The sequence below is a fragment of the Nostoc sp. DedQUE09 genome, from assembly GCF_034530915.1.
Lineage (GTDB): Bacteria > Cyanobacteriota > Cyanobacteriia > Cyanobacteriales > Nostocaceae > Nostoc.
Map to the genome: position 1 here is coordinate 51,499 of NZ_JAVRCE010000023.1, position 20,956 is coordinate 72,454.

Consider the following 20,956-nt stretch of genomic DNA (forward strand, 5'->3'; position numbering starts at 1 on the left):
AAAACAATCTAATTCAACGTGAGTTCGATGAACCTCTCCCTCCCAGCCTCCCTCTCCGAAACGGAAAGGGAGGAGCAACGAAAAATTCAGCTTTTTGCTCCCCTCTCCGTGTCGGAGAGGGGTTGGGGGAGAGGTCAAATAAGACTTGTCGAACTCACATTAATTCATAGTCATTACGAGTTTATATACAAATCATACTCGATATGATTATGAATTACAAGAAATCTTTTTGTATTTTGGTAAGATGTAGAGACGATATATCGCCTCTATACTGCCTTTCAGGTATTTAAATGTTTGAGAATCAACGAGCAAACATCTGTCGCCTCAATTTGATGTTCATTAACTAGGTGAGTTTGATGGGTGATAAATAGAGGCCCTTCATCTGAAGAAGTGGTGATATTGCCGTGAGAGCCACGCACCAGAGAAGCATCCAGAGGAATCACATCCATTAAGTAGCGAAAACCCAGTTGTTTCTTAAGTAACTTGAGAGCAATTTTTCCTTGAGGAAATTTTATTTGCGGATCGAGGAAAAGTTCGACAGGATCGTAACCAGGTTTGCGGTGGATATCTACAGTTTTAGCAAAATCAGGCGCTTTCGCATCATCGAGCCAATAATAATAGGTAAACCAAGCGTCAGATTGAGCGATCGCTACCAACTCACCCGATCTAGGATGATTGAGATGGTAGGCTTGTTTACCCTCTTCATGCAATACCTGCGCTACGCCTTCAGTCGCTTCTAAAAGCGATCGCACTTTCGGGATATACGCCGGATCATTCACATAAACATGAGCAATTTGATGATCAGCTACAGCAAAGGCAATGCTAGCCCCAAAATCGAGCAGTTCTCGCCCTAATTCTTCTCGTATAGCAATTAAACCATTTTCCCGTAGTACGCGGTTTAAATGTACAGCTTTAGAAACTGGGGTAATGCCATACTCAGAAAGAATAATTACCTGAGTATTGCGTGCTTGATAATATTCAATTAAATCGTCACAAACAGCATCAATTTCTCGCAAATCTGCTTTAATCTCTGTTTGATTGTTACCAAATTTTTGCAGACAGTAATCTAAATGTGGTAAATAAACTAGTGATAATGTCGGGCTGTAACGTTCCTCAATCCATTTTGCGGAATTGGCAATCCATTGACTAGAACTAATGGTAGTTTTTGGGCCCCAAAAATCGAACAGAGGGAAGTTTCCTAAATCAGATTGAATTTGCGATCGCACATCACTAGGATGGGTATAAATATCAGGTAATTTTCTCCCATCTGCGGGATACATCGGGCGCGGCGTAATCGCATAATCTACTGAAGAATACATGTTGTACCACCAAAAAAGGTTGGCACAAGTGAAATTTGGATCGATTGATTTAGCTATTTCCCAAACTTTAGGAGCTTGTACTAGCTTATTAGATTGTCGCCAAAACTTCACTTCACATTCATCGCGGAAGTACCAACCATTAGCGACAATTCCATGTTCATCAGGCAATTTTCCTGTTAAATAAGTAGCCTGAACCGAACAAGTCACAGCAGGTAGCACTTTTTTGATGGGAACCATTTGCCCAATAGCCGCCCAAGAAGATAAAAACGGAGTATTTTCTCCTAGTAAACTGGGCGTTAATCCGACAACATTTAGAATAACTGTCTTTTTCATAAATTTACTTTTTAAGTTGCGGCGAATTCTTTTAATACCCACTCATATTCTCGCTGAATAGAAGTCAGCATATCTATCTTCATTTCTGATGGCAATACATCCCAAGTGTAAGTCTCAATTTCTAAATGTGAGCAAGCATTATTTGTCTGAAGTAGCTGTAAAACAGTAGCAATATCATCTTGCGTAGATTGCAAAATTTGATAATCATGAATAAAAATTGGGACATGAAAGTGAGTGCGCCATTCTTCAGCTAAAGATTGCTCTAAATGTGGTAATGCAGTTATTAAGTCAGGATAGTGATGGAGTGTACCATCGCTGCGACGTTCTATTACCTGGTGAAGATAGGTAGATTCTGCAAAAGGACGTAAGCGTTCAACTATCAAACTCCGTTTTTCAACCTCAGCAGGTATTTTTACTTGAATTGCAGCGCTGATTTGAATTTTGCCAATTTTAATTCCTGCCGATTGCAAACGTGTAAATACAGAGTTTGGCTGCTCATATTCAACGGAAAAATGGCAGGTGTCATAGCAAATCCGAACGTGTTCTAGCAATTTAGTCTCTGCTAAATCTTGTTCAATATTTAATTTTTCTGATAAATAACTACCACCGATTGGCAATAACCAATTTTGATAGAAGTCAATTACTTCTGAAGTATTTTCAATTAAACCATCAGGCTCAGGTTCTAAATCAATATGAAGGATCTTGCCTGTTTGTTCACCGATGCGAATCATTTCTACAACCACAGATGCAATATTCAAACAACTCTTTTTCAGAACAGTCTCGAAAGTTGTTTGGTCTTTTACCCACCAAGGCTTATAGGATAATGGTAGTGTAGAAATTCCGCCATCAAGTCCTTGGGGTAATAGACTAGCTAAAATGTGTGCCAAATTTAATGTATAATTAACCCGTTCTTGTGTAGACCAATCTGGTGCATAAACTTGGTCTTTTACCACCTGTCGATGAAATCCACCATAAGGGAATCCGTTTAAGGTGAAAACATATAAATCTTGTTGAGTTAGCCAAGTTTGGAATTGAGCCAAGTTATTACTTTCTAAAAGTTCTTTTGCTGCAACATCTGCTAACCTCAAGCCAATACCAAAAGGTTCTGTTGGCGATAAACGTGATTTTAGTTCGGGAATATACTTCTCTAAATTGGCGAAAACCTCTAGCCAACCTTCACCAGGATGAATATTGCTGCAATAAGTTAAGTGAAAATTATTGTTTTTTGTAATTTTCATTTTCTAGCTCTATCCTTTGTATATCTGTTTTCTTTGGCTTAAACTATTCCACAAAATACTTGCTACATATTCATGGGTAGGGGCGCATAGATGTGCGCCCCTACAGCCGATTAATGGTATTACTGGGTGTATACATTCAAATTTAAGTAACAGCAAATACCTTTGCTAACTTCATAGAAAATGGTAGCAAAATTAGAACAAATAAACCGTAATACAAACCAGCAAAACCAGATGCAACGGTTGCATCTAAAACTATTAGAGATAAAACGCCTATTCTCACAGCATTTCGGATATTTTCAGCTATCGGTTCCCGCGCCGCTTTGATAAAATTAGGCAAGATTCTGATAGCTAATAAAATAGCGAATGGTAGGGCTGCGATCGCTCTATACTCTTCTAATAATCCTAAAGCTAAAACTGCTGTCAAAACTATTGCAATTAGAAGTAGCGCGAGTACTCCCGTAATCTTCTTTCCTCCGTGAACTTCACCCTGACTAATTGCGGTAATAGCAGCAATATAAAGAACAGGAATCAGTGCTAAATACCAACGTTCACTGATTATTTCGGGTACAGCACTTACACCTAATAATAAGTTACTGCCACGGCACAAACCCATATTTAAAGGGCCGAAAAAAGGATGATGTTTGGCGAGTGAGTTATAAAGGAGGCATGAAAAAGCGATAAAAATAGCGATTGCACCACTCAATAACGATACTTGAAAAGCAGCTATAATTCCGATTGCAAATAATATACTCCCCAATAAAGTAGCATTTTGACGAGATACTCGACCACTGGGAATTGCTCTTTTTGGGCGCTCTTTTGCATCTAATTCTGCATCAAAAACATCATTAAAAACTATACCGCCACCGTATAAGCCAGTTGTAGCCAATAACAACCAAGCTAATGGAATTAGTATGGAAAAACTTGCTTCTCCATTGATTAATTGAACAAAAATAATTCCAGAACCAGAAGCAGCAAAGCCTAGAAGAATATCCGCCCAAGCAGTAACAATATTAGCAGGACGCATCAATTCCAGATAACCCCGCCAGCTTTGAAAATTTAAGCTTGCAACATTCACTTATCTGCCTCCGTGCCTAGTATTTCTCAAAATAAACCGCATATTACAAATGAACCAGATATTTATACACTCCTCACTGCCAAGTTTCTATTCAATCAATACAAAATCTGAAACTGATTTGATTCCTGGTTCTTGTCCCCGTAGCACAGAATTACCACTGAACATTTGACGTTGATCGATAGATTGAGGATTGAGCCAATCTGAAGCTTTCATCTGCCCAGTTTGACTGTAAGCAGCTAGGGCATTTTCATAACAAACTGCTCGCACATGTTCTTCAGGAATACCCCTATCTAACATCAACTGAGCCGTTTTTGGGACTGCTAAAGGATCGCTAATACCCCAATCAGCGCTACTATCTACAATGATGCGATCGCATCCATACTTACGGACAACTTCTACCATCCGGGCGTTACCCATCTTCGTCTGTGGGTAAATCGTGAAAGCCGCCCAAAAGCCCCGTCCTAATACTTCTTCAACGGTTTCTTCGTTGTTGTGATCGATAACTACTTGTGAAGGATCTAAGCCATATTCAATACAGCGATCCATACTCCGACTAGCACCCGCTTTCTTATTACGGTGAGGAGTATGAATTAGTACCAACGTATCGAGTTCTTTGGCTAATTCTAATTGTTGACAAAAGTACTTATCCTCTGCTTCTGTCATATCGTCATAGCCAATTTCACCAATGGCAACAACTCCTTCTTTACAGGCATAAAGTGGTAGCAGTTCCATAACTTCAGCTGCTAACGCTTCATTGTTAGCTTCTTTCGGATTTAGGCCGATTGTGCAGTAGTGTTGGATGCCAAACTGACTAGCACGAAACCGTTCCCAGCCCACAAGACTACTGAAGTAGTCTTTAAATGAGCCAGCGTTAGTTCGGGGTTGTCCTAACCAAAAGGCTGGTTCAATAACGGCAACAATTCCATATTCCCGCATTACTAAGTAATCGTAAGTAGTACGGGAACACATGTGAATGTGAGGATCGATAAACATCATGGTTTTAATGATTGGGCATTGGGCATTGGGCATTGGGTATTGGGCATGAGGCATGGGGCATTGGCATTTTCCTTGTCCTCCTCGTCTCCCTTGTACAGACGCGATTAATTGCGTCTTTCCCCACTTCCTTTTATTCGTAAACTGACAAGCGAGCGCGGCTAAAACTGCTCCAAGTCAGATTACCTTGTTGAATAGATGACTGTAAATCTGGGTAATGAGAAAGTAATGCTTGCGCTTGGGGTAAAGGAGACTCAGCACAAGCTAAGGCTGCTGCTTCTTGCTCGTGTATATCTCCATTAGCCAGTACTTTTTCCAAATCTGTAATGATGCCGCTATCGGCAAACCGCCCTACAGGTCGCCAAAGTTCTGGCGTAACTGAGCGTTTAGCTGCCCAACGTTCATGGGCATAGTCTGCTAACATCCTCGCCAATTCTGGATTAGCACGCTGATCTAGACCCCAAATTAGATGCAACGGACTGCCGACAAACACAGCCTTCAGAACCATCTGATTCCAGGCAGCATTATCTAAATAATTCGCTGGATAAGGATTACGCAGTGCTATAGCTTGAAATACATTACTCATATTGCTGCGAATTCCCTCAGCAGTACGATGGCGATGTAACTCTGGATGTGGTAATAGCGGCAAACTTTGATAAAGGGCAACTAACTCCCCCATATCGGCAGTGGAGAAGACTCGATCAAGCGATCGCACATAGCCCTCAGCATCATCGTGGGGCAAAGCTAAAAGCAAAAGTGTGCGACCTGCTTGATCTACACTCCAATTACCAGGATACCAGCCGGGGATCAGATCCTCTGCTGCTTCCAAGTCTTGGAATGTTAGCTGCAAATCCTGTTTACCTAGATAACGCGGCACAGCACTAAAAGCCGTAAAAAACACTCGTTCAGGAGCGCCGCTAGCAATCTGTGCCTGCTTCTGTTCCAACCAAGTAAAAGCTTTCTCTGAAACAGACTTTAACAGCCAGTGATGCAGTAATTTGTTTACTTTACTCATGATAAATTCAGGATAAGTTGCCCAACTTCTTTGTGACAACCAAGTATAAAATATAGCACTAAACTTGATATTTTGGGTTTGAAGCAGTTAGATAATATCTTACTGGGATCGTAACTTCACTGAATCTATAAAAATCTCCTGATTTTAAAGAAGATACTATAAAGATACCATTTTGATTAGATAAATTTCCAAATTATCTTACGGAAAAAAATTAGAATTTTATGTAATAATGATCCCCATTACTCACCTCAGATATAACCTATAGGTATTAATATAAATTGTAAAATCATGTTATTTTAAAGTTTATCTATTAAGCGAAATACTTCAAAAGTATGATTAATTTAGTAAATAGATTTGTCTTGTAGCTTATTTAAATATTGAATTACTTAATGGATTTATTCTGTCTATATTGCTATTAGCTTTAATTGTAGTAATGTATTTATTTATAGTTAATTAAATAATATTCAAATGGTTATTCAACAAAAAAGCGCTCTTAATCTACAACCAATTAACCAATGTGTCCGTATTACCTTCAATTATGATGTTCACTTCACTAGAGGTCTGTTTGAGTTAGATAATCCTTTACTTGCACAAGCGATCGCCGCAGATGGGGAGACAACCCCAAAACAAGTGCTAGCAGTGGTAGATGGCGGATTTTTACAGTACCAGGATGGGTTGTTAAAAAAATTATCAGCCTATGCCCAATATTATGAAGATGTATTAACACTGAGCGGTGAGCCGATAGTAGTTCCGGGTGGAGAAGTAGTCAAGAACGATTCTAGATTTATAGAGCAAATTCATCAGCGGATTAATGCAGGTGGATTGTGCCGTCACTCTTACGTTTTAGCAATTGGTGGTGGAGCCGTCCTAGACATGGCAGGATATGCAGCAACAACGGCTCACCGAGGAATTCGGCTCTTACGAGTACCGACAACAGTATTAGGGCAAAATGATTCGGGTGTAGGAGTAAAGAACGGAATCAATGCCTTCGGTAAGAAAAACTTTTTGGGTACATTCATGCCACCTTATGCTGTCTTGAATGACTTTGATTTTCTCACTAGCCTCGACGATCGAGATTGGCGATCGGGCATTGCAGAAGCAGTGAAAGTAGCGCTGATTAAAGATGCAGATTTCTTCGATTTCATTATGACTAATGCCGATAAATTGGCTAATCGAGACATGGACATAATGGAAAGACTAATTTATCGCTGTTCTCAGTTGCACTTAGAGCATATTGCTGGTAGTGGCGATCCCTTTGAAATGGGTTCATCGCGTCCTTTAGATTTTGGACACTGGGCTGCTCACAAACTGGAGCATTTAACTAATTACAGCCTACGTCACGGTGAAGCTGTTGCGATCGGCATCGCTTTAGATACAACCTATTCATATTTAACAGGGCAACTCTTACAATCAGAGTGGCAAAGGGTTCTAACTACACTCAAAAAATTAGGCTTTACTTTGTACGTATTGGCATTGACAGAGCAATTAGATCAACTAGACCATCCGCATTGTATATTTAGGGGGCTTACCGAGTTCCGCGAACATTTGGGAGGAAAATTGACAATTACCCTTCTACAAGGAATCGGAGAGGGAATAGAAGTTAACCATGTGGATTTGTCTTTGTATAGAGATGCTATTTTGATGCTGCAAGATTGGGAACTTTTGCATTGATTCTCCATTGGGTGCAATTAGCAAAAGCGATGCTTAACAACAAGCCTAGAGGTGGAGAGTAAGATTTTCTTCACCTTTGCCCAATTGCGATTATTTTATGCAAATATACTGCTTAATTTTTAAAACGATCGCAACTTCGTGGTTCCAAATTGGAAAATACTTTTTAGTTCCTCTTCTTCTTCGTTGAGAACGTGGTAAATTTCTCAACTTTTCTACTAAATTAAAGTTATCGTGAGTTAAAAAAGTTATGATGTCTTTGCTTCCCGTCAACGACGCTCAAAAGAATTTGCAAGAGATCATCGACCAAGTTGCAGAGCAGGGTAAACCTGTGATCATTCGAGGCGATCGCGGTAATGCGATTCTGCTTGCGGAAAAAGATTGGTCTGCAATTCAAGAGACTCTTTACTTATTATCTATCCCTGGAATGCAAGAATCTATAAAAGAAGGACTAGCAACCCCGATCCAAGAATGTGATGGCAGGGTGGTTTCATACGAAAAAAGAAAAATACATAAGTCTTGATTTCTCGTTTTGTGGCATAGCTTTTTCCCTCACTTCCATTCCTCTCCCCCACGGGGGGAGAGGCTTTGAAACCCAGTTTGAGTTTTTCTCTGCTTGTATGAAACCACCCTGCGATCCAAGAATGTGATGGGGAGTTAGATTGGTAAGTCAGCAAGCTTCTGAGGAGCCACTTGCAAATCCCGAAGGAGCGAGTTGGAAGTTGATTTACACAAAACAAGTGCAAAAAACGCGAAGAAATTAGCTTCTAGTAACTTCAAGGAAAAGGCCGAGGAATTACTCGTAGTCCTCAAAGAAAATCCTTTTCAAAATCCTCCACCTTATGAAAAGCTGGTTGGTGACTTATCAGGTGCTTATTCTCGTAGGATAAATATACAGCATCGGTTGGTATATGAGGTCATCGAATCCGAGCAAGTAGTCAAGATAATTCGGATGTGGACGCATTACGAGTAAGCTATCTTCTCAGCCCCCCTTGGTGTTCGCAATGAAAACCTCGATGCTCCCAAGCTTGCATATCTACATCAGTAAGTTTTGTTACATTTGAGCATTGCGGTTGAATAATTTGACTTAAAAGCGCCCAAAATAAGCTGCGCGTTACATCTAATCCAGTTTTAGTCCAAGATTCCCGATTACCAGGAACACCCAACTCCTGAACAATCTCTGGCTCTACCCAAATACCATGAGCGCCCAAAAGAATCTGTGCCATCCATTTAGCTCTGGGTAAATGACTTGGCGAGGTAATCAACATGACTTTATGCACTCCCCAGCGCCGCAGAATTGGAATACTATAATAAAAATTTTCAAAGGTAGAATTCGCGCAGTTTTCTAACCAAACGTTTTGTAACTCTGCTAATTCCGCCTCAAAAATTAACCGTATACAGGGATCTGGGGAACCATGAGAAATTAAAATTGGAGTTTGTGGATATTGTTTTGCTAGTTGGGCAACATAAGTTTCTCGACGAATACTGCCACCTAGCACAAAGAAGGCATCTATTGGCTGCGAAGAAGCAAAAAGTAAGGTTATAGTAGTGAAAATCAGCCAAACACCCAGGACAACATACAATCCACCACTGAGTTTTTGTAACAATTGCCACAAATTAGCAGATTTTTGTTTAATAGAAATTAATGATTTAATGGTAAATTTGCGTTTCATGACTTAAGTAAGAAAAACTGATTTTATTGCTGTATAACAGTACTGCAATTCAGTGAGCAAAGTGCTATCTTATAAAAGTAATCTAGAATGCAAAATGACGCTAATTAAAGTGTCACATGCTCAGTATAGCCTTCCGGAAAAGACTAACAAACTGAGAAATGATTGTTAATAACTAATGCGGTATTTTTGGCATCATTTAAGGATAAAAATGATGAAGAAGATTGTTAATTCTGGGGTATAAAAACTTAAAATTTTCTGGAAAGCCTGATTGCTAAACTGTCAACAACACAATTATTCCAGCTAAGTATACATGAACCAATCTGCGAAAAGTTACTCACCGCTCCAAGTAGCCTTGATTGGTGGAGCGATCGCCACAACTGCTACCATGTCCGTGTTCGGCCCCGCTTGGACTCGTGGTGTCCGTGCTGCTCTAGCCCTACAAGACAGCCCAAAAGTGATAGTTGACCAAGTTTGGCAACTGGTAAATCATGAATATGTTGATGGTAAATTTAATCAACAAGATTGGCAAGCAACCAGGCAAAGCCTGTTGAGCAAAGACTACTCTTCTAAGGAAGAAGCATACACTGCCATCCGCGAAGCTTTACAAAAATTGGGAGATCCTTACACTCGGTTCATGGACCCCCAACAATTTGAAGCTCTGACTAGCCAAACATCTGGAGAAGTCTCTGGTATTGGTGTTCGGATGGAAGTGAACGAAAAAACTCAGCGCCTCACCGTTGTCGAAGCCATAGAAAATTCTCCGGCACTCAAAGCTGGGATCAAAGCAGGCGATGAAATTTTGGCAATTGACGGCAAACCCACTCTCAAAATGAAAGTGGATGATGCTTCTAAGCTAATCCGTGGCAAAGCGGGTACTCCCATTAAGCTACGGCTAGGACGGGCAGGGCAAAATGCCTTTGATTTGAAGCTGACAAGGGCAAGTATTGAAGTTCCAACGGTACGCTATACTCTCAAGCAAGAAGGAAACCGCCGTGTTGGCTATATCCGTTTGCGAGAATTTAGCGCCCACGCCGCAGAACAAATGCAACGAGCCATCCGCGATTTGAACACTAAGAAAGTTGATTCTTATGTCTTGGATTTGCGGGGTAATCCTGGCGGTTTATTGCAGGCAAGCATTGAAATTGCTCGGATGTGGTATAATGACGGCGGAATTGTCAAGACAGTAGACCGTGTGGGCGGCACTGAGGAAACTAAAGCTAATCGCACTGCTTTGACAAATCGTCCTTTGGCGGTCTTAGTTGATGGCAATTCAGCTAGTGCTAGCGAAATCCTTACAGGGGCACTCAAGGATAATAAGCGGGCAGTAGTCGTAGGTGGTCAAACTTTTGGCAAAGCACTAGTGCAGTCAGTTCATGAACTCGCAGATGGTTCCGGCTTGGCTGTCACCATAGCCCATTACTATACCCCAGCGGGAACAGATATTAACCACAAAGGGATTGCTCCAGATATCAAGCTAGACTTGACAGAAGCACAAGAGCGTCAATTGGCTTCTAATCCAAATCTAATCGGGACTAAGAGCGATCCCCAATATGCTCGGGCGATCGCAATTCTATCAAATAACAACTTTGCCCAGCCGCCAGCAAATCAACCGACCCGACCCATGAGCCGCGCTGGTGACTTGAAATTTTAAGTGAGTGATTTGTTACCAGGTATTCACATATTCCCAAATCTTGATTTTTGGAGTTATGGAAACTGCTTGATATTACCGTTCCAAGATTTTGATTTGGGAATACTAACTAGTAATCCCATCTCCAAAATCTCAGATATATGAATCATCAGCCAGTTGATGCAACCACCACCACCAGCTTTTTACCAATGGTGTCGGTGGTTGTTCCTATTTATAACGGTGAGGCGGATTTACCAGAGTTAATCAATTGTCTATTGTCTCAAACTTACCCAAAAGACCGGGTAGAATACTTGTTGGTGGACAACAACAGTAGCGATCGCACTCTCACCATCCTGAAAGCATCTGCCGAAAATTGCCCAATTACAATTCGCCCCTTGAGCGAAACCCAAATTCAAAGCTCTTACGCTGCTCGTAATACTGGGATTCGCGCCGCTACGGGTGAAATTATGGTTTTTACCGATGCAGATTGTCGCCCACAACCGCAATGGTTAGACTCACTAATTCAGCCTTTTCTCAACCCAGAAGTGGTAATTGTTGCTGGTGAAATTTTGGCACTACCAGGCACAACTCTGCTAGAACAACATGCAGACCGTCAAGAAACTTTATCGCAAAAGCATACCCTGAACCATTCCTTTCGTCCCTACGGTCAAACAGCTAATTTGGCGATTCGGCACATTGCCCTTGAAAAAGTGGGTTTATTTCGCCCCTATCTTACCACTGGTGGTGATGCTGATATTTGTTGGCGGATTTTGGGGGAAAACATCGGGCGTTTGGAATTTGCCTCAAATGCGATCGTTCAGCACCGCCACCGCGCTACACTTCAAGAACTGCAAAGTCAATGGCGGCGTTATGGACGCTCAAATCGCTATCTGCATGAACTGCACGGTGTAGATTTAATGCGAGAAATGACACCCAAAGAATACGGCTATCGTTTGGCACGTTGGTTATTGAAGGAAGTACCAAGAGATATTAAAAAGGCTTTGGCGCAGCCCGCCGCAGGCATCGCCGATCAAGCCACTTTGGTAGATTTATTAAGTACTCCCATTGGTTTATTCACAGCTAGGGCGCGTACTGCTGGACAAAGAGATGCCAAGCTACCAGAGAATGCCAAGATAATTGCTCGACTGTAACGAAGAAAAAAGGCGTTGCTGATTTAGATGTGTAAATCTTGGTATAGAGACGTTGCAATTACTAGTCTCTACAAAAGTTTTGAAATTACGCAAAATCATTTGCATACCTGAATTCAGTAACACCTAAGCAAAAACGTTCTTGTCAGCCTAGAAGCATTGACTCAGACCGTTACTCTTTCCTTAGCTCACAAAAGCGAATGTATCTTAAGAAGTATTTTCAAAAGTAGGTAAAGCAAATATGCTGTTGTTAATGAACTTTTAACTTTATTACCTTATATTGAATAGAATAAAAATTCCAGTAGGTAGGGCTTGTTGCCACTCAGCACTTTAGTCGTTATTAGACAAGCTTGTGGCACTGAATAGGGCGAAAAGTTGATTGAAGCTACACAAGTTTGATTACTTCCTCATTATTGAGAGATTAAGTTAGTAAATCAAAAAACCAAGTTCTGTCATTCATATTTATTTATAGAGTGTCCGCTCTTTCAAGTAACCTTCTCTCCTTGCCTGCTCAATAGCGTCTGAAGTTTTGAGAAAAGCATGGGGTTTGCTTACCCTGCTCTTTTCATTCACAGCTACGCTTCATAGTTTTGTGAGTTGAGCAACATGAAAGTGGATGGATTTAATCAAGAGATAGAACAGATAGATAAATTGCGCTCACAGATACAGGAACTATTAAAATGCTATGGAAGTAAGCTGAACTCACAACAGGAGATGATAACAGAGGCTTTCGAGGAACTTAACACCGCAATGGAAGAATTATTGACAGCTTCCGAGGAGTTAAAGGTAACACGAGCGGCAGTAGAGAAAGAGCGCCAGCGTTACCAAGATTTGTTCGAGTTTGCTCCAGATGGTTACTTGGTAACTGATACCAACGGGATAATTCTAGAGGCTAACCATGTAGCAGCAACTTTGTTTGGTGTCCAACAAAAGTATTTAGTAGGTAAACCATTAATTCTTTTTATTGCTCAACAAGACCGTCAGTCCTTTAACTCTCAAATAAACAATTTGCAGGAGATAGTGAACTGGGAAATTTACCTACAGCCACGGAGAGGAAAGCTTTTCCCTGCTAATGTGAAAGCGTCTGTAGTATACGACGTTGACAAGAAGTACGTTGGCTGGCGTTGGCTGCTGTGCGACATCAGTGAACGCAAACAAGCTGAAGAAATGTTGTACCGAGCTTACAGTGAGTTAGAAATACGGGTGGCGGAACGGACAGCGGAATTGGTAAAAGCAAATCAGAAATTGCTAAATGAAATTACAGAACGTAAAAGAGTCGAGTCACAACTACTGCACCTTGCTTTTCACGATGCACTGACGGGTTTGGCAAACCGTGTTGCATTTATGAACCGCTTAAAACATGCGATAAATTATTCAAAACGGCATTCAGATTATCTATATGCTGTACTATTTATCGACTTAGATCGGTTTAAAGTGATCAATGACAGTCTTGGACACATAAATGGAGATCAATTGCTGCTTGCTATTGCAAGTAGACTAGAAATATGTGTACGCTCCATAGACACAGCGGCACGGCTTGGGGGAGATGAATTTACAATCCTGCTTGAGGGAATTCAGGATGTGTCAGATGCCATCAAAGTAGCTGAAAGGATTCAGAAAGAACTGGCATTACCTTTTGAGCTTGGCGAACAAGAAGTCTTCATCACGGCAAGTATTGGTATTGCATTGAGTTCGACAATAGACTATCAACACCCAGAAGAACTGTTGAGGGATGCAGATACAGCAATGTACCGAGCCAAGGTGCTAGGCAGAGCGCGTTATGAGCTATTCAACTCAGATATGTATGCTGATGCTCTAGCGAGATTGCAGTTAGAGACTGATTTGCGCCGAGCAATTGAACGCGAAGAATTTCGGGTTTATTACCAACCGATTGTTTCACTCACTAGTGGTTCTATTATAGGTTTTGAGGCTCTACTGCGCTGGCAGCACCCAGAGCGTGGTCTGCTTAATCCAACAGATTTTATTCCCCTAGCAGAGGAAACTGGATTAATTTTCTCCATTGGCAAATGGGCGTTGCATGAAGCCTGCCGCCAGATGCAAGTTTGGCGAGTATGCCATTGTTCTAAATTACTAAAGAAAATTAGTGTTAATCTCTCCGTCAAGCAATTTTCTCAGCCGGATTTGATAGAGCAGATTGGGCAAATTTTGCACTCAACTGGCCTTGATGCTGGCACTCTAATGCTAGAGATTACTGAAAACGCAATTGTAGAAAATGGCGATAAGGTAACTGCCGCAATCTTACAACTTCGAGAGATGGGCATTGAGTTATCAATTGATGACTTTGGTACGGGCTATTCCTCATTAGGTGGTCTTTATAACTTTCCGATTAGTGTGTTGAAAATTGACCGTTCTTTCATCAACTTAATGGGCACTCATAGTAAGAATTTAGAAATTATTGAGATAATTGTCACCTTGGCACACAAGCTAGGTGTGGATGTGCTTGCCGAAGGAGTAGAGACAAAAGATCAACTATTACTTCTAAGAGAGTTAAACTGTCAATATGGCCAGGGACACTTTTTCTCAGTTCCGTTAAATAGCTCGGCAGCAGAGGCATTAATTATGGAAAATCCTCAATGGTAAGGGTTATTAAAAGAATTCGCAATTAATAATGACGCTCTTTTTATTCTCATAGCAATCATGAATCATAGCTACTGGACACTGTTTTACTGTCGCTTAGTTTGATTCAAGATGGGCAAACTCTCTTCAGCGGTAGCCAAGATGAAACCATCAGCTGTTGGGATTTTGCTATAGGGGAATGTCGGCAAACTTTGCGGTCAGATCGTGCCGATGAAGGCAATATGGTTAATCCAGGAGCAGGGTTGACGGAGGCAGAGATGTCAATTTTAAAAGCTTTAGGGGCGGTAGAGGTGAATTCAAGTTGCTCAATGCCTACCAACTTTCGCTAAATTGGAAAAAGGAAAACTCAAGGGAATTTTAAATGTCAGCACAATTGTTACTGGTGGATGATGAACCAGGGATACGGGAAGCCGTGAAAGACTATTTGCAAGAGAGCGGTTTCAGCGTTCAAGTTGCCAGTAACGCCCTTGAAGGTTGGGAATGGATGCAGCTGAATACACCTGACTTAGTGATTTCCGATGTGATGATGCCTCAAGTGGATGGCTATCAGTTCTTGAAGCAACTACGAGGAGATCCCCGTTTCCAGACCCTTCCAGTAGTATTTTTAACTGCTAAAGGTATGACAGGCGATCGCATCCAAGGCTATCATGCTGGTGTTGATGCCTATCTACCCAAACCCTTTGACCCAGACGAGTTAGTGGCTATAGTCGAAAATCTGCTAGCCCGTCGCGCCGCTAAGGCTGCGAGTACGGGAGATGACGCTGAAACCCCCGATCTTGCTGAACTAGCCAATCAGATTGCCCAAATTAAAGCATTGTTAACTCAAAGAAATGCTATTTCCCAATCGCCAGCCCCTTTTAAAATTGATTTGACTCCCAGAGAACAAAGTGTTTTAAATTTGGTCGCTGAAGGGTTGATGAACAAAGAAATCGCCCGTCGCTTAGAAACTAGCGTCCGCAATGTAGAAAAATACGTCAGCCGTTTATTTAGTAAAACCGGCACCAATAGCCGTACAGAGTTAGTTCGTTTTGCTCTCGAACACGGTCTTGCTAAATAAGCATTGGGAATTTACTTGTACTGAGTTTCGACTGCGCGGTAATCGAGCGACTTGTACTGAGCGTAGTCGAAGTAAGTCGAGATTCAACTACCGCGTTCGCGTTGTAGCGTCTCTTAGAGAAGCCGTTGACGCAGCCTCTGGTAGGGAAGTACTGAGTCTGGAGAAAAGACAAGGTAGACAAGGTGGACAAGGAAGAAGAGAGAGACTTGTCCCTTGTCCCTTGTCCCCTTGTCCCCTTGTCTCGCTCATCTCGCTCATCTGTCATGCCTCCGGGTAATTGATAATAGCTAACTGGCTGCTAAACCATAACCTATTACCAGTAATAGATAAAACATAAGTATTTCAGCAAATCAGGCACTTAGCTTAAGCAAAAAGCTCAAAGAAAGGTTATTTATTTTTACTTTGGTCTTTTAGGTTTTCATTTGATTTGCGCCTGTTGTCCAATTCCCCATCTGTAAAGACACAGGGTTTTATTATTCTGCAATGTTTTGATAAAAACTCGGTAAAATGCACCCGGCTGAATTTGCTTTCAGATTCTACCAGTACCCTTTGCTACAAAGTTTTTAATAGCGGAAACTGTTCCTGGGACTTTGTGCTGCTAAACAAGACTGTCACAAAGTAGAAATCAAAATATTTTATGAAGTCTACTGACTGCTTAGTTTTTATGGCAACGGGGGTATGGGATCAACATTTGATTTGATGCCCAATTCACGTTTTCACTACTTAAATTACACCTTTAGGTTGGAGAATTTTCCGCGACATTACGCAGACGCATTAGCTGACGCCGCATTTGAGGCGAGGCTTTAAACTCAGACACTTCCTGGGCTTTAACGGACGCTTGGAGCGTTTCTAGAAAGTCATCAGAACCTTCGGTTAAAGCATCAAGTAGCACCTGTAAGAGTTGCTCGCGATCGCTCAATAGACTCTTTTCCTCAATCAACCGGAATTTGAGATGTATTTCACACTCATAAACACCTACTTCGAGATTATTTATCTGGCGTGGTAATGCTTTGGAGTTCATAACTATTGAGATTCCTTTACTTGGTTGTCATGAGGGTAAGGAGGTAGATGTCCAGCAAAATTCTTTATATCTCTTTTGAATCCAAAGTGCTTGAATTAAGAATTTTTCTTCATCAATCACCTTTGTATTCCATTTCACTCTCCTGTGGTGTATTTTCAAGCTAGATTTTCAGTGTCTAGATTTTGACGTTTCTGTGCCAGATGTAGCTTATGGTAAGCCATAACTATTATTCAGTTTTTAAGATTCTACACAATAAAGTTTCTGTAAGAAGTTGTTCAACCTTTTTAAAGGTTTTTACATCAACTTTATGTGAACGTCAATAACAGTTTGACTTGTTACTCTAATTTTGGTGTTTATACGTAAGTAAAACCGCTTAATTTTTTTGAGTTTCTTAAAGCCAGCAGTCGATGTAGCGCTATTCAGTGAAATTACTTGATGTACGTTTTTTGCGATATAAAATTCAGGATAAATTGATCGGCATAATTATTAATGTCCAAACTTTTGTTCTCTATAAAAAAAGCACACAGAGCAAATCATTTCTGCTGAGTGCCTCGCCCTACCGTCTTTTGGGCTTGAGTTAGTCCAAAAATCTTAGCAGTAAGTCAGATTTGTAGACTAAATGAAAATACTCTACCAATTAATTTTTACAGAAAAATAATTCGACTACTGTCAGTACTAGCAGATAAATATATCTTCAACTCATAACAGAAGTAGCAAACTCATCAGTAAAGATGATATTTTTACTTATGCCCATTCAATATACCCTTTTAAAACAGCATTCAAAGCTTTGAAATTGAGAGCATTCAAGCTCGGATATAAGGTCTACAATAATTTCAGTGTAATCCACGCAAATCTTACACCTTTTTATGGATAACCCGATGCTGCTCAAGTCCACAACCCGGCACATCCGCATTTTTGCAGGTGAAATTGACCGGGATGGCGATCTAGTTCCTAGTCAACAAGTCTTAACCTTAGATGTTGACCCAGACAACGAGTTTAATTGGAATGAAGATGCACTGCAAAAAATTTATCGAAAATTTGATGAACTAGTAGAAGCATCTAGTGGCGCAGACCTCACAGACTATAACTTGCGCCGTGTGGGGTCAGACTTAGAGCATTATCTGCGATCGCTTCTGCAACTCGGCGAAGTCAGCTATAATCTTTCTGCCCGTGTTACTAATTACAGCATGGGAGTCCCTCAAGTTGCCATTGACGACAAACAATAAGCCAATTGGTTGGTAGCGGGCTGCCTGAACCCTTCTGTACAAGGAGTGCTGAGTTAAAAGTGTTTTGGCTGAGAGTGGAAAAATTCATAAGTCTACTTCTTAACTCAGCACTGGCTAACCCCCTGCTACCACTAACGGCAGTCCTAAAGAGATTCTTAGAGTCAGTGGATTTATCAGGTACTTTTGCCAAAATTAATATTTGCTATTCTTAATTCTTAATTAAAGTTAATTCTTGCTATCCTACTTATAAACTAAATAAATACCAATATTATCTGCCTGTTGATGATCGGGTAATTTACCAAAAGCAAATCATGCAGTTATCCTTGGGTTATGCTGTGGTGACAGGGTTGGAGTTAGTTGCTTTGGCGATGGAGAGTCACAGGGCAATAGAAGCTATGATTAGGCTGTAGGGTTGACTTAGGAGCGTATTTTTTGGATAAGTAAGTATTAGCACCTGCCAATATCCGCCAGCTAAAATCATCATCTAAAGTCTGGATATGTCAAGTTTAAGAAAGATGAGCGGTCTAGATTGTCCCTACTAATGCTATTAAAGAAATTGCCAATCGCTGATCGGTGCAAAAACTATGGAAAATGACGCGGCAACGCTCTACTGTCCAAACGAAAATTGTCAGGCTGCCAACCCCCTGACGCACAAGTTTTGCCAGCGATGTTCGACGCCCCTACCCAAAAATTATCTCTGGGCTGTGGTAGATAGCCCAAGTGTGGGTAGCCCTGGAGAAATATTAGCCGATCGCTATTTAATCCTTGATAAATTTGTTCTTTTAGATACGAAGCCTGGTTTGTTAGCGCTAACGCCTGAGTTAGATAATTTGCAGCCTCTAAAAGCCTACCTGCGACTGATTCCCTACCGTTTACACGTACCGCAGGTATATGGAGTGCTTTTTGTTGCTGACGGGTCTTCCCACCGAGAAATATTACTTTTAGAAAAACCGCCACTATTAGTAGATGACAATATCCAACAAGTACGCTTAGGCAGCGAGTTAACTACTGCTTGGCATGATGCAACATCAATGCGCCAACTGAATTGGTTATGGCAAATAGCTCATCTGTGGCAACCTCTTGTGAGTGAAGGTGTCGCCTCTAGCTTACTTGACTCTTATGTATTACGGGTAGAAGGATCGTTAGTCCGGTTGTTGGAATTGCGTTTTGACAGCGCCACATCACCAGAATTGCCGCAATTAGGTGAATTTTGGCAGCAGTTGGTCAGCACTGCCAAACCAGCGATCGCGGAATTTGTTAATCGCGTTAGCCTAGCTTTAATTCAGGGAGAGATTAATTCCACCGATCAATTAATCGGAGTTTTAGATCGGGGACTGGCTGGGTTGGGGCGATCGCAAACACCCACGATCCAAATTATCACCAAAACCGACACCGGGCCAAGTCGTCAACGTAACGAAGATGCCTGTAGTCCTCCCAGTGGAACTCCAGTGAGCAAACCACCCCAGCCAACAGCCTTAGCAATTGTCTGTGATGGCATCGGTGGACACGAGGGTGGCAATGTCGCCTCAAATTTAGCCATTGAAACAATCCAGCAGCAGGTACAGCAACTAACAAAGGTTCCCTACGACCACATAGACCCTGCAATGCTGCTGAATGACCTGGATAAGGCAGTGGCAATGGCCAATGACAAAATCAGTCAACGCAATGACAGTGAAAATCGCCAAGGGCGTCAACGCATGGGCACGACTCTAGTCATGGCATTGCCTGTTGCTCATGAAATGTACATTACCCACGTCGGCGATAGTCGTGCCTACTGGATTACACGCCACGGCTGTTATCAAGTTACCCTCGATGATGATGTCGCCTCCCGTGAAGTGCGGCTAGGTTATGCCATTTACCGCGAGGCAGTACAACAGAGTGCCGCTGGATCTCTGGTTCAAGCTTTGGGGATGGGTTCTAGCACTTCATTGCATCCCACATCGGGACGGTTTATGCTCGATGAAGATGCTGTTTTTCTGCTCACATCCGATGGTTTGAGTGACTTTGATCGGGTAGAGGAGTATTGGGAAACAGAAATCTTGCCGATTTTAGCTGGAGAAGCAAATATAGCAACTGTTGCCGATCGATTAGTCGAAATTGCTAATACTAAAAATGGACATGATAATGTCACCGTCGCTTTAGTTCACTATCAAGTCCAATATTGGGAACCAGAAATCACGATCCAAGCAGTGATTCCCCAGAGTTATTCTGCCAAAACTGTTGATTTAGCATCCAGAGGAACAGATGCGACAGTTTTAGGCAGCCCAAACCACAAAACTCAGGTGATTCCAGACACTGAGCCTGCTAAAAATCGTCAATTCCCCCTACAGTGGATAGTTCCATTAATATTTGTGCTAGCAGCAGGTTTTTTAGGATTGTTCGTCAAGCAACTGCGAGGAACCTCTCCAATTTTTTCCAATCCCCTACAAACTCAAAACCCTGGCATTGAAACGACACCTATACGACCGCGATCGCTGGCTAATCTCTCTCCAGGTTGGGTAATTAAAACCAACAATGACATATCCTTGGGAAACAACCAATCACTTCCCCGTGGGACTTTTTTAGAAGTTATTGAGAAAAAATCAAATCCAAATCCTACTTCTGGGAGTTTTTTAGTGTCTATGCGAGTCTGTACTAATAAAAGTACCCAAACTCCAGCTAATACTAATAACACAGCCGTAACTACTTTAGTTACACCAAATTCAAAACCTTTGCCAGCAACAGTATTGCTAAACTCCTCCCAAGTCAACCGTTTTGGCGTTGTTTTACAATCAGACGCACCAAATCCATGTAAAACTGTCACGCAACCGCCAGTTACCGAACCATCTGACACCAGTCCAACTTAATCAAATACTCGATAAACTGGTAAAAACCTGGAATAATAACAGGTAACAATCAGAGTAAAAACTTACAAGGTCAAAAAAGTAGAAAATTTTTACCTTGGAGAATTGTTATCAAAACAAAA

General features: G+C 41.4%; 17 protein-coding genes. 10 read left to right on the forward strand and 7 right to left on the reverse strand.

The genetic code is table 11. From position 1 onward, the window contains the following. Positions 1-278 precede the first annotated feature (278 nt). The 5 genes from RMY27_RS16465 to RMY27_RS16485 form a co-directional block, all read right to left on the reverse strand. Positions 279-1,652, reverse strand: coding sequence for an alkaline phosphatase family protein (locus RMY27_RS16465; protein WP_322664943.1), 1,374 nt, complete (start codon positions 1,650-1,652; stop codon positions 279-281). 11 nt (positions 1,653-1,663) lie between these two features. Further along, on the reverse strand, positions 1,664-2,890 hold the full coding sequence (gene eboE, locus RMY27_RS16470; RefSeq protein WP_322664945.1) for a metabolite traffic protein EboE: 1,227 nt from the start codon (positions 2,888-2,890) through the stop codon (positions 1,664-1,666). 142 nt (positions 2,891-3,032) lie between these two features. Then, positions 3,033-3,965, reverse strand: a complete 933-nt coding sequence (gene eboC / locus RMY27_RS16475; RefSeq protein WP_322664947.1) for a UbiA-like protein EboC — start codon at positions 3,963-3,965, stop codon at positions 3,033-3,035. Positions 3,966-4,052: 87 nt separating this feature from the next. Continuing rightward, positions 4,053-5,015, reverse strand: a complete 963-nt coding sequence (locus RMY27_RS16480; RefSeq protein ID WP_322664949.1) for a TatD family hydrolase — start codon at positions 5,013-5,015, stop codon at positions 4,053-4,055. Positions 5,016-5,091: 76 nt separating this feature from the next. Continuing rightward, positions 5,092-5,973, reverse strand: coding sequence for an EboA family metabolite traffic protein (locus RMY27_RS16485; RefSeq protein ID WP_322664951.1), 882 nt, complete (start codon positions 5,971-5,973; stop codon positions 5,092-5,094). Between the two features lie 468 nt (positions 5,974-6,441). On the opposite strand from RMY27_RS16485, the gene RMY27_RS16490 reads away from it, so the two are divergent. The 3 genes from RMY27_RS16490 to RMY27_RS16500 all read left to right on the forward strand — a co-directional run bounded on the left by RMY27_RS16490 (position 6,442) and on the right by RMY27_RS16500 (position 8,614). After that, positions 6,442-7,644 (forward strand): 3-dehydroquinate synthase, encoded by a 1,203-nt coding sequence (locus tag RMY27_RS16490; protein WP_322664953.1) that lies wholly within the window; start codon positions 6,442-6,444, stop codon positions 7,642-7,644. Between the two features lie 250 nt (positions 7,645-7,894). Further along, positions 7,895-8,164 (forward strand): type II toxin-antitoxin system Phd/YefM family antitoxin, encoded by a 270-nt coding sequence (locus RMY27_RS16495; protein WP_416212349.1) that lies wholly within the window; start codon positions 7,895-7,897, stop codon positions 8,162-8,164. Between the two features lie 192 nt (positions 8,165-8,356). Further along, positions 8,357-8,614 (forward strand): Txe/YoeB family addiction module toxin, encoded by a 258-nt coding sequence (locus RMY27_RS16500; RefSeq protein WP_322664957.1) that lies wholly within the window; start codon positions 8,357-8,359, stop codon positions 8,612-8,614. A gap of 1 nt (position 8,615) precedes the next feature. Here the strand turns inward: RMY27_RS16500 and RMY27_RS16505 are convergent, their stop codons facing one another. Further along, positions 8,616-9,314, reverse strand: coding sequence for a YdcF family protein (locus RMY27_RS16505; protein WP_322664959.1), 699 nt, complete (start codon positions 9,312-9,314; stop codon positions 8,616-8,618). Between the two features lie 310 nt (positions 9,315-9,624). Here RMY27_RS16505 and ctpB point away from each other — a divergent pair, with 310 nt between their 5' ends. The 5 genes from ctpB to RMY27_RS16530 all read left to right on the forward strand — a co-directional run bounded on the left by ctpB (position 9,625) and on the right by RMY27_RS16530 (position 15,744). Then, positions 9,625-10,965 carry a carboxyl-terminal processing protease CtpB gene (ctpB, locus tag RMY27_RS16510; protein WP_322664961.1) on the forward strand — a complete coding sequence of 447 codons (1,341 nt, stop codon included), beginning with the start codon at positions 9,625-9,627 and terminating at the stop codon, positions 10,963-10,965. A gap of 137 nt (positions 10,966-11,102) precedes the next feature. Beyond that, a complete protein-coding gene (locus RMY27_RS16515) occupies positions 11,103-12,092 on the forward strand; it encodes a glycosyltransferase (RefSeq protein WP_322664963.1) in 990 nt (329 codons plus the stop codon). A 603-nt stretch (positions 12,093-12,695) separates the two neighbouring features. After that, a complete protein-coding gene (locus RMY27_RS16520; RefSeq protein WP_322664965.1) occupies positions 12,696-14,690 on the forward strand; it encodes an EAL domain-containing protein in 1,995 nt (664 codons plus the stop codon). A gap of 98 nt (positions 14,691-14,788) precedes the next feature. Continuing rightward, positions 14,789-15,016: a hypothetical protein gene (locus tag RMY27_RS16525; RefSeq protein WP_322664967.1), complete on the forward strand. Its 228-nt coding sequence runs from the start codon at positions 14,789-14,791 to the stop codon at positions 15,014-15,016. A gap of 32 nt (positions 15,017-15,048) precedes the next feature. After that, entirely contained in the window at positions 15,049-15,744 is a 696-nt protein-coding gene (locus tag RMY27_RS16530) for a response regulator transcription factor (protein ID WP_322664969.1), read from the forward strand. Positions 15,745-16,480: 736 nt separating this feature from the next. Here RMY27_RS16530 and RMY27_RS16535 read toward each other — a convergent pair. Then, a complete protein-coding gene (locus RMY27_RS16535) occupies positions 16,481-16,765 on the reverse strand; it encodes an Npun_R1517 family heterocyst differentiation transcriptional regulator (protein ID WP_094350942.1) in 285 nt (94 codons plus the stop codon). An 866-nt stretch (positions 16,766-17,631) separates the two neighbouring features. Between RMY27_RS16535 and RMY27_RS16540 the strand changes: the two genes are divergently transcribed. Together RMY27_RS16540 and RMY27_RS16545 are read left to right on the forward strand one after the other, a co-directional pair. Next, the gene (locus RMY27_RS16540) at positions 17,632-17,991 is read left to right on the forward strand and encodes an NAD(P)H-quinone oxidoreductase subunit M (protein ID WP_094350943.1); all 360 of its coding nucleotides are present in this window, start codon (positions 17,632-17,634) and stop codon (positions 17,989-17,991) included. Positions 17,992-18,575: 584 nt separating this feature from the next. Continuing rightward, positions 18,576-20,837 (forward strand): protein phosphatase 2C domain-containing protein, encoded by a 2,262-nt coding sequence (locus tag RMY27_RS16545; protein WP_322664971.1) that lies wholly within the window; start codon positions 18,576-18,578, stop codon positions 20,835-20,837. Positions 20,838-20,956: the final 119 nt, after the last annotated feature.

Excerpts from the sequence above, each read along its gene's own strand:
- RMY27_RS16535 (WP_094350942.1), bottom strand. The coding sequence starts at position 16,765 with ATGAACTCCAAAGCATTACCACGCCAGATAAATAATCTCGAAGTAGGT.
- RMY27_RS16515 (WP_322664963.1), top strand. The coding sequence starts at position 11,103 with ATGAATCATCAGCCAGTTGATGCAACCACCACCACCAGCTTTTTACCA.
- RMY27_RS16485 (WP_322664951.1), bottom strand. The coding sequence starts at position 5,973 with ATGAGTAAAGTAAACAAATTACTGCATCACTGGCTGTTAAAGTCTGTT.
- eboE (WP_322664945.1), bottom strand. The coding sequence starts at position 2,890 with ATGAAAATTACAAAAAACAATAATTTTCACTTAACTTATTGCAGCAAT.
- RMY27_RS16540 (WP_094350943.1), top strand. The coding sequence starts at position 17,632 with ATGGATAACCCGATGCTGCTCAAGTCCACAACCCGGCACATCCGCATT.
- RMY27_RS16465 (WP_322664943.1), bottom strand. The coding sequence starts at position 1,652 with ATGAAAAAGACAGTTATTCTAAATGTTGTCGGATTAACGCCCAGTTTA.
- RMY27_RS16520 (WP_322664965.1), top strand. The coding sequence starts at position 12,696 with ATGAAAGTGGATGGATTTAATCAAGAGATAGAACAGATAGATAAATTG.
- RMY27_RS16495 (WP_416212349.1), top strand. The coding sequence starts at position 7,895 with ATGTCTTTGCTTCCCGTCAACGACGCTCAAAAGAATTTGCAAGAGATC.
- RMY27_RS16490 (WP_322664953.1), top strand. The coding sequence starts at position 6,442 with ATGGTTATTCAACAAAAAAGCGCTCTTAATCTACAACCAATTAACCAA.
- RMY27_RS16545 (WP_322664971.1), top strand. The coding sequence starts at position 18,576 with ATGGAAAATGACGCGGCAACGCTCTACTGTCCAAACGAAAATTGTCAG.
- RMY27_RS16505 (WP_322664959.1), bottom strand. The coding sequence starts at position 9,314 with ATGAAACGCAAATTTACCATTAAATCATTAATTTCTATTAAACAAAAA.
- RMY27_RS16530 (WP_322664969.1), top strand. The coding sequence starts at position 15,049 with ATGTCAGCACAATTGTTACTGGTGGATGATGAACCAGGGATACGGGAA.
- ctpB (WP_322664961.1), top strand. The coding sequence starts at position 9,625 with ATGAACCAATCTGCGAAAAGTTACTCACCGCTCCAAGTAGCCTTGATT.
- RMY27_RS16480 (WP_322664949.1), bottom strand. The coding sequence starts at position 5,015 with ATGCCTCATGCCCAATACCCAATGCCCAATGCCCAATGCCCAATCATT.